This window comes from Paenalcaligenes hominis (genome assembly GCF_041359055.1).
In the GTDB taxonomy this organism is placed as follows: Bacteria; Pseudomonadota; Gammaproteobacteria; order Burkholderiales; family Burkholderiaceae_B; genus Paenalcaligenes; species Paenalcaligenes hominis_A.
This window is the reverse complement of sequence record NZ_JBGJKZ010000003.1, coordinates 128167-141381: the sequence shown is the minus strand read 5'-3', so window position 1 is coordinate 141381 and position 13215 is coordinate 128167. Positions and strand designations below refer to the sequence as shown.

Below are 13215 nucleotides of genomic sequence, written 5' to 3'. Positions count from 1 at the left end.
AAAGAAGCCGTCCTCGTTCCGTTTTACTTGCGCGTATTATTGGATAATGCCTTTTTCTTTGTAATAGCGCTCTGCACCAGGGTGAATAGGCACCGGCATCCCAGTGGCTGCGTTTTTAAGATCAATGGCTTTAGCTGCATTGTGAGCTGACTGTAAAGCCCCTAAGTTGTCATAGAGAGTTTTAGTCATTTCATAGACGAGCTCTTCGGGCACATCAGAGTGTGTGACTAAGAAGTTTGGAATAGCTGCGGTGGGAAGGTCTTGATCTTGGCCCGCATAGGTGTTGGCTGGAATGATGCCAGGCTGATACGCAGCTTTGCCTACTTTTTCTACTACCTCTTTGGGAATGGGAACTACCACAATTTTTACGGCAGTGGCCAAGTCTCGGATTGATGAAACGCCTAAGCCAGCAGACTGCAAGGTGACATCTAGTTGACGGTTTTTCATGAGCTCGACAGACTCACCAAAAGGTAAATACTCGACTTTGGCAAAGTCGTCATAGCTTAGACCTGCTGCTTTTATAATGGCGCGTGCGTTAAGTTCGGTGCCTGAGCGCGCGGCACCTACTGAAATACGCTTGCCTTTTAAGTCCTCTAGGCTATTAATACCGGCATCGGCATTTGCTACGATTTGAATATAGTTGTTGTAGGTGGCTGAGAGACCGCGTAGTTTATCGAGCTTTTTAGTGAACCCGGCCTCCTCGTTGCCCTCCCAAGCATCAGAAACTGAGTCTGCCAACGACCAAGCGACTTCACCTCGGCCTGCTTGTAAAAGGTTCATGTTTTCCGCAGAGGCTTTGGTAACCTGTGCGGTGGCTTTTACACCGGGAATTTTTTGTGCATATAGCTGTGCCATGGCCACCCCAAGAGGATAATAAACCCCACTTTGCCCTCCGGTGAGCACATTAACAAATTGAGCCTTTTGGGCTTGGACACTACCAGAAAACGCTACAAATGCTGAGGCACTGGTTACGGCCGCGGCAACAATCCATTTTTTCACTCGCATATATGTCTCCAGATATTGGTACTACCCAAGTAATAAGGATAGATGTTTCTTATCGTATATGTCGGATTTATCCTCTTTGATACGTTGCCGTGTATTGCTCTGCATCACAAGACGGGATTACCCCAAATCGCTCTTTGCAAAAGAGTGCAAAAGCCACTCACCTAGGTATACTTAATCTTTTCTAGAGTGAACTTGCTGGCTTCATGATTCTCCCTATTCCCCCCTTACAGCGTTTTTTTTACAGCCATCATTTATTGGCTGGATTACGTCAATCTATTGGCGTGCTGTTACCTGTTATTATTTTAGGGGGTATTTTTAAGCTCTATCACCTAGGCATTATTGCGGCGATGGGCGCATTATGCGTTGCCATTGTTGACCAAGCGGGCGGCCCAAGGCGCTACCGCACCAATGAAATGCTAGGTGCTGCCATTCTAGGCACCTTTACCGCTTGTATTACTGGACTAAGCTCTAGCTCATCAATAGCCATCTGGTTATTAGTGCCTACCCTTGGCTTTTGCTATTCCATGTTAAATGTATATGGAAAGCGCGGGGGGCTAATCGGGTTTGCCTGTTTGCTGTTGATGGTGCTTACCCTGCGCTACCCCATGAGTCCTGATGAGGTATTTATCCATACATTAACCTCAGCAGCAGGCGCTTTTTTTTACTTTTCTTTTAGTGTGCTATTTAGGCGTTTGCTCTTTTATCAAGACGAGCGCAGCACCTTGGCTGTAGCGCTATTTTCTACGGCGGCCTACATGCAGCAACGCGCTAAATTCTACGATACAGATAGCGAACTGGATGACACGTACCGTCAGCTGATTCAAATTCAAGCTGACATGACTGAATCCCAACAAGCAGCACGCGATATGGTGTTACGCGAACTGCCTAAAGGCGGAGGCGGTACTGCTGAGTCCACCCGTCTTTCTATGCTGGCGATTTACGTTAATATGGAAAGTTTACGTGACTCACTTGTCGCCAGTCACACCGATTACGTTAATTTACGTCGCGCTATGGGCAAGTGTGATTTTCTATTGTTTACACACGATGCCTTGTACCAAATGGGTTTGGCTGTAGGCCGTATAGCGCTTAATGTCTCGCGCCGCCGCACTACCCAAGCCCCACAAAGCGCTAAAGCAGAAATACGTGCCCTAGAATACGAGCTGGAACGTTATAAAAAAAACCAATTCAACAAAGAACAGCCCGAGATCTATGCTTTACTTGTGCAAATTGTGCGTAGATTACGCAATATTCAAAAGCTAATTAATCACATGGCAGCGCAAACCCGCAGCCCTAGCAATGACATTCCACTTGACCAGTATCTAGAAAAATCCCTAAGTCGCTTTTTATCACGGGATGAAATCCGGTTTGGCATGCTAACCAGTAATTTACGCTGGAACTCAGCCACATTTAGGTATGCGGTGCGCATTAGCTGCGCCTGTTTATTAAGCTTAACGGTACCAACTGTAGCGGCGTATTTTTCTCCTCAGACAGAAATACTTAGCGCTTTGACCTCGTACAGCTACTGGATCATTATGACGTGCTTAGTTATTTTAAAACCTGGGTTCTCTTTAACTAAGCAACGCAATACCTATCGTTTAGCAGGCACGGCCTTGGGTTGCGTTTTGACCTTGCTGCTATTAAAGACCACCTCTAACAGCGAGGTGTATTTAATCGTATTATTTTTTGCTTATATATTGGGCAACAGCCTAACGCTCGTAAACTATATGCTGTCGGCCATGTTCAATACAGTTTTCGTATTGATTGCTTTTCAGTTCTTGCACAGTAGCAGCAGCTTTATTATTGGTGAGCGTTTTGTAGACACGTTAATCGGGTGTGTCATCGCTCTGATTTGTAGCTATATTTTGCCATGGTGGGAATCAAACTCGATGACTGGCGCTGCCCAAGACGCCTTACAAGCCAATAAAAACTATTTACGCACAGGTTTGTATTATGCGGAATTGAATCGCCAATACACAGCAGCCACGACTAGTACTCACGACGAACAAGCTTTAGCTCTTAGCACTGATACCATTAGCAAATTAGCTCATGATCTCACCGAAGCGGAAACCCAATGGCAGTTAGCCAGACGCCAAGTTCATGTTAGTTTTAGCAATTTTTCTTCAGGCTTTTATAGAATGATGAATGAGCCCAGCTCACATCAACACAATGTAGCGATCTTAAATAATTTGCTTAGCCAAAACCATGTTTTAGCATCGCAAATAAGTGCTTCTATTCCATTATTGGCCTCGCTAACAGAGATTCCCCCCGAGGTAAATAATGCAATTGTATTTATTGAACGCGAGCTAAATAATCTTGATGCACCACCTGTGGGTAGTCTAGAGACCGAAGGTGAATTAGCCATGTTAGCGTATCCGTTACGTCAAATGATGAAAGCCTCGCAGCTTATACGTCAAGACATGCAAGGCTTAGCATTAAGTTCGGGGCCCCCTGCCCCAGGCCAATTTAGACGGCTATTTAATTCGGTTCGGGGCGGCGGAACACAAGCTTAGTTGCTGACGACACATCTGGAGCAAAGGTATAACCTTCGTAGTTAAAGCCTTTTAAGTGCTCTGGCGTAGTGCATTGATTATCAACCGCATAACGCAGCATTAAACCACGGGCTTTTTTGGCATAAAAACTAATAATTTTCCAGTCAGCGCCTTTTTGATCCTGAAAAACGCATTCGACTACAGGAACAGTTAATGCTTTTTTATCTACGGCTTTAAAGTATTCATTTGAAGCTAAATTCACCACTACTGGGTGCGGACTTGGGTGCTGCTCAAAATGCTGATTTATATACTGCGCTAATTGGCTGCCCCAATAGTCATACAGATTTTTACCCTTTGGGGTAACCAAACGCGTTCCCATTTCTAAGCGATACGCTTGCATTAAGTCTAAGGGGCGCAACACGCCATACAAACCACTTAAAATTAAGGCGTGCTGTTGCAACCACTCAAGCTGTACATCCGATAAGGTGTTTGCCTGTAAGCCCTCGTAGACATCCCCATTAAAAGCTAAAACGGCCTGACGCGCATTGTCTAAATCGAACTGGGCTTGCCAATCGTGATAACGCTGCACATTCAGCTGAGTTAGAGCATCGCTTAGTTTCATTAAGGCTTGGATTTCTGCAGCAGGTTTGGTACGCAATACCTCTATAAGAGCTTGGGCTTGGGGCACCATAACAGGCTGGGTAAATAATGTGGTACGTACAGGGGTGTCGTAATCAAGCTTTTTAGCGGGAGATAAAATAAATAACATAATGTCCTCTGTTAGCGAGCTGTCCAACCACCATCTAAGGACATCGTGGTCCCCGTCATCTGTTGGGCGGCATCAGAGCATAAAAACACCGCAGCCGCACCGACTTGCTCTGGTGTCACGAATTGCAAAGATGGCTGCTTTTCTGCTAGTAACTGGCGGGCAGCTGTTTCAATATCTACATGATGCTGCGCTGCCAAGGCTTCGATTTGAGCCTCTACCAAAGGAGTACGTACCCAACCAGGGCAAATAGCATTACATGTGATATTTTGACCAGCATTTTCTAGCGCGGTGACTTTGGTTAAGCCAACCACCCCATGCTTAGCCGCCACATAGGCCGCTTTTTGCTCTGAAGCCACCAAACCATGTGCTGAAGCGATATTAATGATGCGCCCCCACTTTTGCTTTTGCATTTGCGGTAGAGCTTCCGCTGTAGTGTGAAAAACAGCAGATAGATTTAGAGCAATAATTTGGTCCCAGCGCTCGGTAGGGAAAGACTCAATACGATCCGTATGTTGAATGCCGGCATTATTAACCAGAATATCGAGTCGGCCCATGAGTTGAATGACTTGGCGTATGAACTGTCGGGCCGACTCGGGCTGGCTTAGATCAGCAGCAATATAATGCACTTTGACATCGTTTTGCAGCTCTAAATTCACGCGTAGTTTTTCTATGTCTTGAGCATCCCCAAAGCCATTTAAAATAATATTGGCACCCTGGGAAGCTAATTGCTGTGCAATAGCTAAGCCTATTCCGCTAGTAGAGCCCGTAACCACTGCTGTTTTATCTGTAAGCATTCATTTCTCCGAGAAAAAGCACTAACCCATTCGTTATGACTCTTAGTGTAGCGCGTTGCTCTCGGGGAAGGTACTGCTTTAATCTACACAAAGCACTGGTCTTTTTTTAGTAAACTCTGATAGAATGTGAGTCTTACTTTTTTATTAAAAGTAGCGTGCGGGTAGGTGGCAGAGAGGTCGAATGCGCTGGACTCGAAATTCAGTATACGTGCAAGCGTATCGTGGGTTCGAATCCCACCCTGCCCGCCATTTTTTATTTAAAAAAGATTAAACTTTTAAAGACCACTCATGGCGCATAGATGGTCTTTGAGAGAACTCAGCGTACCACTCAGCGACTTTAGGGTATACCTGTCGCCAATCAAAATCAGAAAAACGCAAATCCAAATACCACAAAGCACAAGCTATGCTTAAAGTACCAATGCAAGGCTGTTGGTCAAGCTCTAATTTACCGGTCTCCAAATAATCTAAACTAGAGTTAATTTTCTCCATTTGAGCCTGCTCCCAACCCTGCCAATAATATTGCTCTGGGCGTGCTACTGTCTCATAGCGAGCTAATAAAGCCGAGTCCAATATACCATCAGCCAATGCATGTAAAACAAGAGCAGTCCAACGCTGCTCTGCTTGGACGGGGAATAAGTTACCACGACCTTCATGATTTAGGTATTCACAAATCACACGACTATCGAACAACGGCTGACCTTTTTTATTAAAAAAAGTAGGGACTTTTCCTAAAGGATTGCTTTTCACTATTTCTAGATCACGGTTAACTGGATGAGCATTTGAGTTAAGTAACTCAATTTGATCATTTAATCCTAGCTCATATCCCACTACCAAGCACTTACGCACATAAGGGGAAAAAGGTGAGAAATATAACTTCATCATTTAACTCCAAACCAAAAGTATATTTAAAAATTTCGTCTATAGAATGCTATCTGATGATATTTGAGCTAATTGCCTGCCCACTAGCCAGCCAAAAGTTAGGGCTGGTCCCAAAGTAATCCCTGGGCCAGGATAACATCCACCCATAATTGACTGCATATCATTTCCTACCGCATATAAGCTTGGTATAGGCTCTGCTTGCGCATTAAGCACCTGTCCTTTTTCATTGCAATCCAAACCATGTGCTGTACCTATATCTCCTGGATAAACTTTTACTGCATAAAAAGGCCCTTGCTCTAAAGTCCCTAAACAAGGGTTAGGGCCATGGTCGGGGTCACCCAAGTAACGGTTGTAAGACGTGCTACCTTTAGCAAAAGCAGTGTCTACGCCTAGCCGTGCCGCATCATTAAACTGTTTTGCTGAGTTGATTAACCCCTCGGTATCTATTTGCAATAATTCGGCTAGCTCTTGTAGAGTCTCTGCCTTATATAAATAACCATCCTTAACCAAGTGCTGACGAGGACGGCCTCCAGGCAAAGCTAATCCCATTCCCCACTTTTCCATAAAGGGACTATCACAAATTAAAAATGCGGGCACAGTAGGCACAACTTTATTTGACTCATACATAGCCAACACAAATTCATGATAGGAAGTAGACTCATTCACGAAACGTTGACCTGCGGCATTTACTGCCATTAAACCCGGCTTAGCTCTATCCCAAACTAAATGAGGAAAACGCTGCCACGAGCCATCTGCTAATTGACGTACAGAAACTGGTGCCCAAAAAGCGGGACTAGTATGGCCTTGACCCATAGCTGCGCCAACCGCTAGTGCATTTTGTATCCCATCACCAGTATTTGAACTAGGAGCCATAGACCAAAGTTGTGTAGGCTGAGGATAATATTCGTTGCGCATTTGTTCATTAAAGGCAAAACCACCTGTAGCTAAGACCACTCCCCTTTTAGCTAAAACACGTATTTTTTTACTGTTTTTTAGAACAATAGCACCTACTACACGTCCAGTCTCATCCTGCACTAAACGCTCTAAAGAGGTGTTTAACCAATAAGGTATAGCACGCTGTAACAAGCTGTGAAAAAGCTGACCGGCTACAGCATTTCCTAATAATAAGCGCGTGCCTCTGTGGTAACCCATAAGCCGATCTTGAGCATAACGTATTAACAACTTCATGCTAGCCTTCCAAGCGGAAAAAGAGCGTGTAGCCGCCAAAAGGTTTTTTGCATCTGTTACATTAACCATCATTCCGCCCAAAACCATAAACTCGCTCAATGGGTTACGCAACTCTTTTAGATACTTTTTACCTAGTTTCTTACCATCAAATACTACAGGATCAAATGAGCGACCCCCTAGTAAAGCACCTTCTAAATCTGGATAATAGTCAGGCGCATAAGTACGGGCCACCAAATGCAGCACATCATGCTCACTAAAATAATCCACCATTTGAGACGCATACTTTAAAAAACAAGCCATTGTTTCAGCTTTGCCTGCAGAACCTACTACTTGATCTAGGTATTTTTTAACATTTCCCAAACTATCAAGATGGCCAGCTTGAGCACTTTGAGCATGCAACGGAGCCCAAATAGCACCTCCAGATATAGCTGTAGAGCCCCCTATATAAGCAGTTTTTTCTATGACTAAAGATTTAGCGCCTTCTATAGAAGCGGTAATAGCTGTGGACAGACCCGCTGCGCCTGAACCAATTACCAATACATCATATTCAGCATCCCACTCTGAGACAGATGAAGATGTTTGGGTCATGCGTATAACTCCTTAAAATGCCTATGCAGCTAAAAAGCCACCATCTACCGGCAATATGACACCGCTCACATAGCTAGCTAACTCAGAAGCTAAAAACAGTACAGGACCCACCATTTCCTCAGGTTGCCCCCCTCGTTTTAAAGGAGCACGATGCATATACCAATCGGTACCCGACTCTGTAGCTAACTGTGGTTGCACCATATCCGTCAGTATAAAACCTGGAGCAACAGCATTTACTCGCACTCCATATTTACCTAAATCGCGCGCTAAAGCTTGAGTTAGAGAGCGCACAGCCCCTTTAGAGGCAATATACGAAGCTCTAGAGCTGCCACTAACAAAAGCAACTATGGAGGAAAAGTTGACTAAATTACCCTGAGTAGCAATTAAATCTTCTTTAAAAGCGTAAGCTACATTGCGCGTTCCACTTAGATTAGTCGCTATAACTCTGTCCCACACCATCTCCTCAGTTTCATGCTCTGCCGATTCACGCCCTGAGATACCTGCATTATTGATGACTATATGCATAGGACCTTGAGTTTGGCGTAGTGTTCGGGCAAAGTTTTTAACGTCTACACTATCTGCCACATCCAGCCTATGAGCTGAAGCTTTAAAGCCTAGCTGAGCGATTTCTGTTGCTACTTTTTGCGCATTATCTTGGTCTATATCAGCCACGATTACGTGCGCTCCGCGTGCAGCAAAACCATGAGCTATAACTGCGCCCATCCCTCTTCCTGCTCCTGTTACCAATACCCGTTTATCTATGAAGCTCAACATAGTTAATTCCTATCTTTGCAAACTCGACTTAAAAAGAAGCCGTAGTTATAGAACGGCCACCATCCACCATCAGAACCTGTCCGGTGATAAACTGAGCCTGAGGATGCGCTAAAAAAGCCACAGTATGCGCTATGTGTTGTGGGGATCCCAACTCTCCCATGGGTTGCAAGGTACGCAGGTGATCTAAATCGGTATCTGATCTTGCTTTAAGCATATCGGTTTCTATTACACCGGGAGAAACAGCATTTACTGTGATATGCTTTTGAGCTAACTCTAAAGCCATACTGCGTGTTAGGCCCGCTACGGCTATTTTAGATGTCGCATAATGCACATATTCTTTAGCGCCAAGCATAGAACGTGAAGCAATATTAATAATACGGCCACCAGCGGGCATTTTTTTAGCTGCTAATCTAGATAAGGTAAAGACCGATATAGTATTGACCTCATACATTTGTCTAAAGTCCTCTTCACATAAGTCAAAAAATGCTTTCACATTAAAAATGCCAGCATTATTCACTAATATTTGTAGAGGAGGCAGCTTATCAATCAAAGTGGCTACTGCTCGGCTGTCAGTAATATCTATAGCTACTGCCTGCGCTTGTAAACCCATTTCCACAAGTCCACTCATGACTCGTTGAGCTGCCTCTAGACGTATGTCCGCAATAATAACTTTATAGCCATTCTGGGCCAGTTGGGCGGCAATTGCTTTGCCTATTCCCGAACCAGCCCCCGTGACTAAGGCCAACTGGGGGGAGGTACTCATCATGAATTATCCTTTACATGCCAAAGGTATTTTCATCAATTTTGGAGTATAAGTTTTGATAAACTAACTCATATACAGCTTCTTCGTCGGTGCGATCTACGTCTTTAGCCAATTCTTTCCACTTATCGTAAAGACCTAAATACTCTTGAATAAGCTCAGTAGGGTCTTCTACTTTACGTACTTTTATTGACTGCTCAGGTAAAGCGGCAATAAACTGTTCGGCAAACACCTGTAACTCACTAGTCAAACTCTCATCAGGTGTGATGATTTCTAAGTTACGTTCTTTGGCACCTTCTAGAGCAGTTTGTACTCCTATGTGGTACTGCACTTGAGAGCGTGCTACCCCTTTAGCCATGGTGTCTAATAAAATCTTGCGCTCTTCAGATGTGCGACTTTGCCAAAAATCAATGTTGTATACATAAGTAGCACCTAAAACCACCCCCATAGGCAAAGTAGTAACTGACTTAGCAACTTCCCAAAATTTATTACCTTTATCTAAGTTAGTAGGATCAGACAGGGTGCAATCTAAAGATCCTCGCTCTAAGCCAGAGTAAACATCTGCAATAGGTACGGAAACTGGCACCCCACCAATATGCTTAATCCAGTCCGTTTGTGCTCCACCTGCTGTACGTGTTTTCATTCCTTTGGCATCGGCCAGACTACGCACTGGCTTCATGCACATAAAGTTATAAACCGGTGTAGCATAACCACCCGCAAACAAGCCTCCATTACGTTTCCATTCATTTTGTAAGCTAGGCGAGCTCATGCCGAGTTCTATAAAAGCAAAGGCGGCAGCAAAATCGTCATCAGCCACAAACACTAAATCATTGAGTACATTATTTAGGGGCTGCTCAGAAGGGGTATAACCTGGGTATACAATCCCCACAGCAGCGACGTTATCACGTATCCCTTGCATAGTAGAGCGAGCAGGCACTAAAGAACCCGAAGAGTGCACCTCAAACTCTATAGAGCCATCAGTCGCTTCTTTGACATCTTTAGCCCAACGCTGATAAGGGTTTTCATTCAGAATATGTACTGGCGTCATCCAATTTGTTGCCATGTACAAGTCTGCCTTGGCTGGAACAGACCAAGCAGCTAATGTTAGCCCCGCAACCAAAGTAGTTGCAAAAATAGATTTATACATCTACTGCCTCCTTTTGATGAATAGTTTTAAATTATTTAAATAATGTTGTGAGCTATCTTGACATTAAGTTAGGTAACCACAGGCTGATTTGTGGGTAAGCTAGCAACAGACCCAAAGTAAGTAGGTCTACTAAGATAAAGCCGAATACCCCCCGGAAAATAGTTGTCAGTTTAATTTGGTCCCCTAATGCACTTTTAATTACGTAGACATTCATACCTACCGGAGGTGTGCATAAACCTATTTCTAATAGTTTCACCATAATTAATCCGAACCAAATCAGATTAATATCCAAGACATTTAACAAAGGTAATAACAACGGCACCATTAGCAACATAATAGAAATACTTTCTAATACCATGCCTAGCACTAGAAAGATCCCGCTGATCGCAATCATCAGTATCATGGGATTATCGCTAAAGGACACTAGCCAATCGGACATCACTCCCGGCAAGTTGCTATAAGACATAAAGCGAGAAAATATAGCGGCCCCAACCACAATAATAAAGATAGCGGCAGTGCCTTCTGCGGTGTCTACTAAGGCTTTAATAAAGGTTTTACGAGTAAGTGCCTTACGAGCTAAAGCCAATATCAAGGCTAAGGCTGCACCTATAGCTCCAGCTTCAGTAGCGGTAAATATGCCAGCGAATATCCCCCCTAACACACCTAAAATAAGTACTGGTAAGGGCCATACATCTTTAAGAGTCTCGATTTTTTCTTGACGGCTATATACCGTGTGATCAGGCGGTGCAATAGTAGGATTTAGTTTGGCTCGTATCGTAATATACGCAACCAACATAACCGCTGATAAAATACCCGGCACTACCCCAGCCATAAACATGGCTGATATAGACACGTCTGCTAGCATGCCATAAATAATAAAGAGCACACTGGGAGGAATTAAGGAACCTAAAGTGCCTGCTATAGCTACGCTACCTGACGCAAAAGCTGGATCGTACTTAGAGCGCATCATCTCGGGAATAGAGATTCTAGAAAATGCAGCTGCTGTAGCTACACTAGACCCGGAGGCTGACGCGAATAATGCACTTCCTAATACAGTAGACGAGGCTAATGCTCCAGGAACGCGGCCTACAAATATACGCGCAGCTTGAAAAATACCATTCGTAAGTCCAGTAGAGGAAGCTATATAACCCATAAGTAAAAACATAGGTACCGCTGAAAGATTCCAATCACCTATAAGTGCGTAAGGAATCCCCTTAGCTATGCCTACGGCTGCGCTCCAAGACATGATAGCTGCAATACCTCCTAAGCCTACTAGGCCCATTGCTACCCCTATTGGTACCCGTATAAATATAAGCAAAAGTGTGATGGCTACGCCTATCATCCCTATAGTGGATCGATCCAATTCCATATACTAGACCTACTACTGATTAAAAGAAGAGGAGGACTCAGAGCGCAACTGCGCACGTTTACCAGTTAACAGCATGCACAATCGAAGAAGTAAGGCTATACAAGCTATAGCTAAACCTAGCGGTATAATAAAACGGCTAGGCCAGACCACTACTTTCCATGTACCTTCAACAATTTCTCGTATTTCCATTGCTTTCATTGCTATAACCCAGCTCTCTTTAGCCAAAAAAAAGTAGAAAGCAATAGAGCATAAGGAAGCTATTACGTCACATGCCGCTTGCAAATGGGGGCCAAAGCGGTCATAGAACAGCTCTACCAAAATGGGGCGATTATGCACTTCTATATAAGCTAACGGTAAAAACACCACCGCAATCATGTAATAGCTAGCTACTACTTCAGCTGTACCCGGTAACGGTGCATGAAATAAGTATTTCCCCGCAACATCTAAAGTGACATGCACAAGCATAAGCACTAAAGATAAGCCTGCTATTACCGCTAAAATTTGAGCTAATAAATCTATGACGCGCTTCATAATCATTGCATCCGATAACCGCCATTTACGTCTATTACACTACCTGTGAGATAAGACGCTTGTGGGGAGACCAAGTAATCAACAGCATTAGCCACATCATCAACGGTGCCTATACGTTGTAAAGGAATGCTTTTGGCCGCACTATTCAAAGCACCACTGCTATTTACTGTGTTTCGTAACATATCTGTATCTATTAAGCCAGGCGCTACGGTATTTGCCGTAATTCCATAAGCAGCCCCTTCACGTGCATAAGCCTTGGCATAGCCTAATACAGCAGCCTTAGCTGCTATATAACTAGCGCTAGAGCGATATCCACCCAACTGTGCTGCTACGGAGCTAAAAAACACGACGCTAGCCCCATCTATAGGCTGCTTTTTACGTGCTCGCAAAAACTCTCGACTACATAAAAAAGCCCCTTTGCTGTTTACATCGAAACCTTGATCCCAAATATCTAAAGTAGTGTCTTCTATGAGAGGTCTTTCACCATTGGGTAAGATGAGTAGACCAGCTACACATACCAATACAGACAAAGCCCCCTGCTCAGTTTCTATTTGCTGGAATAACTGCTGTACTGACTGCTCACAAGCTACATCCATCGCATAAGCTAGGTGTCCACTACCTATATCTGAAGCGGTTTGTTCTGCTAATTCTTTGTTTATGTCAGTAACAATAACTCGCATTCCACTTTGTGCTAAACGACGGCATACTGCTTTACCTATACCGCCACCGCCACCTGTCACTAAAGCTAACCGTTGTGTTTTTTTGCTCATGAACCACTCTGCTAGATAACAATAGAGACTCCATTATGTATACATGAAATCAAAAAAACACTAAGTGGTTACCCTAAAACCCTTATTTTCCCCTATCATGTATACATGATGGCGACGTATTGGTGTTTTAGATACATAAACTTAACTTCTGA

General features: G+C 43.9%; 12 protein-coding genes and 1 tRNA gene. 2 read left to right on the top strand and 11 right to left on the bottom strand.

Annotation, left to right across the window (positions count from 1 at the left end):
• Positions 1–36: 36 nt before the first annotated feature.
• Entirely contained in the window at positions 37–1005 is a 969-nt protein-coding gene (locus ACBP46_RS07860; protein WP_371016192.1) for a TAXI family TRAP transporter solute-binding subunit, read from the bottom strand.
• A gap of 203 nt (positions 1006–1208) precedes the next feature.
• On the opposite strand from ACBP46_RS07860, the gene ACBP46_RS07855 reads away from it, so the two are divergent.
• Positions 1209–3515, top strand: a complete 2307-nt coding sequence (locus ACBP46_RS07855) for an FUSC family protein (RefSeq protein ID WP_371016191.1) — start codon at positions 1209–1211, stop codon at positions 3513–3515.
• Here the strand turns inward: ACBP46_RS07855 and yaaA are convergent.
• Positions 3481–4263 carry a peroxide stress protein YaaA gene (gene yaaA, locus ACBP46_RS07850; RefSeq protein WP_371016190.1) on the bottom strand — a complete coding sequence of 261 codons (783 nt, stop codon included), beginning with the start codon at positions 4261–4263 and terminating at the stop codon, positions 3481–3483. The genes ACBP46_RS07855 and yaaA overlap by 35 nt on opposite strands.
• An 11-nt stretch (positions 4264–4274) precedes the next feature.
• The gene (locus ACBP46_RS07845) at positions 4275–5057 is read right to left on the bottom strand and encodes a 3-hydroxybutyrate dehydrogenase (RefSeq protein ID WP_371016189.1); all 783 of its coding nucleotides are present in this window, start codon (positions 5055–5057) and stop codon (positions 4275–4277) included.
• Positions 5058–5216: 159 nt separating this feature from the next.
• Between ACBP46_RS07845 and ACBP46_RS07840 the strand changes: the two genes are divergently transcribed.
• Positions 5217–5306, top strand: a tRNA-Ser gene (locus tag ACBP46_RS07840).
• A gap of 18 nt (positions 5307–5324) precedes the next feature.
• On the opposite strand, the gene ACBP46_RS07835 is transcribed toward ACBP46_RS07840, so the two are convergent.
• The 8 genes from ACBP46_RS07835 to ACBP46_RS07800 are packed head-to-tail and all read right to left on the bottom strand — an operon-like array spanning position 5325 to position 13063.
• Positions 5325–5939: a glutathione S-transferase family protein gene (locus ACBP46_RS07835; RefSeq protein WP_371016188.1), complete on the bottom strand. Its 615-nt coding sequence runs from the start codon at positions 5937–5939 to the stop codon at positions 5325–5327.
• A gap of 36 nt (positions 5940–5975) precedes the next feature.
• Positions 5976–7712 carry an FAD-dependent oxidoreductase gene (locus tag ACBP46_RS07830; RefSeq protein ID WP_371016187.1) on the bottom strand — a complete coding sequence of 579 codons (1737 nt, stop codon included), beginning with the start codon at positions 7710–7712 and terminating at the stop codon, positions 5976–5978.
• Positions 7713–7733: 21 nt separating this feature from the next.
• The gene (locus ACBP46_RS07825; RefSeq protein WP_371016186.1) at positions 7734–8486 is read right to left on the bottom strand and encodes an SDR family NAD(P)-dependent oxidoreductase; all 753 of its coding nucleotides are present in this window, start codon (positions 8484–8486) and stop codon (positions 7734–7736) included.
• 28 nt (positions 8487–8514) lie between these two features.
• The gene (locus ACBP46_RS07820) at positions 8515–9252 is read right to left on the bottom strand and encodes an SDR family NAD(P)-dependent oxidoreductase (RefSeq protein WP_371016185.1); all 738 of its coding nucleotides are present in this window, start codon (positions 9250–9252) and stop codon (positions 8515–8517) included.
• 10 nt (positions 9253–9262) lie between these two features.
• Complete coding sequence (locus ACBP46_RS07815; protein ID WP_371016184.1) at positions 9263–10393, bottom strand: C4-dicarboxylate TRAP transporter substrate-binding protein; 1131 nt, start codon at positions 10391–10393, stop codon at positions 9263–9265.
• 52 nt (positions 10394–10445) lie between these two features.
• Positions 10446–11762 carry a TRAP transporter large permease gene (locus ACBP46_RS07810; protein ID WP_371016183.1) on the bottom strand — a complete coding sequence of 439 codons (1317 nt, stop codon included), beginning with the start codon at positions 11760–11762 and terminating at the stop codon, positions 10446–10448.
• A gap of 12 nt (positions 11763–11774) precedes the next feature.
• On the bottom strand, positions 11775–12293 hold the full coding sequence (locus ACBP46_RS07805) for a TRAP transporter small permease subunit (RefSeq protein WP_371016182.1): 519 nt from the start codon (positions 12291–12293) through the stop codon (positions 11775–11777).
• 2 nt (positions 12294–12295) lie between these two features.
• Complete coding sequence (locus ACBP46_RS07800; protein ID WP_371016181.1) at positions 12296–13063, bottom strand: SDR family NAD(P)-dependent oxidoreductase; 768 nt, start codon at positions 13061–13063, stop codon at positions 12296–12298.
• Positions 13064–13215 lie beyond the last annotated feature (152 nt).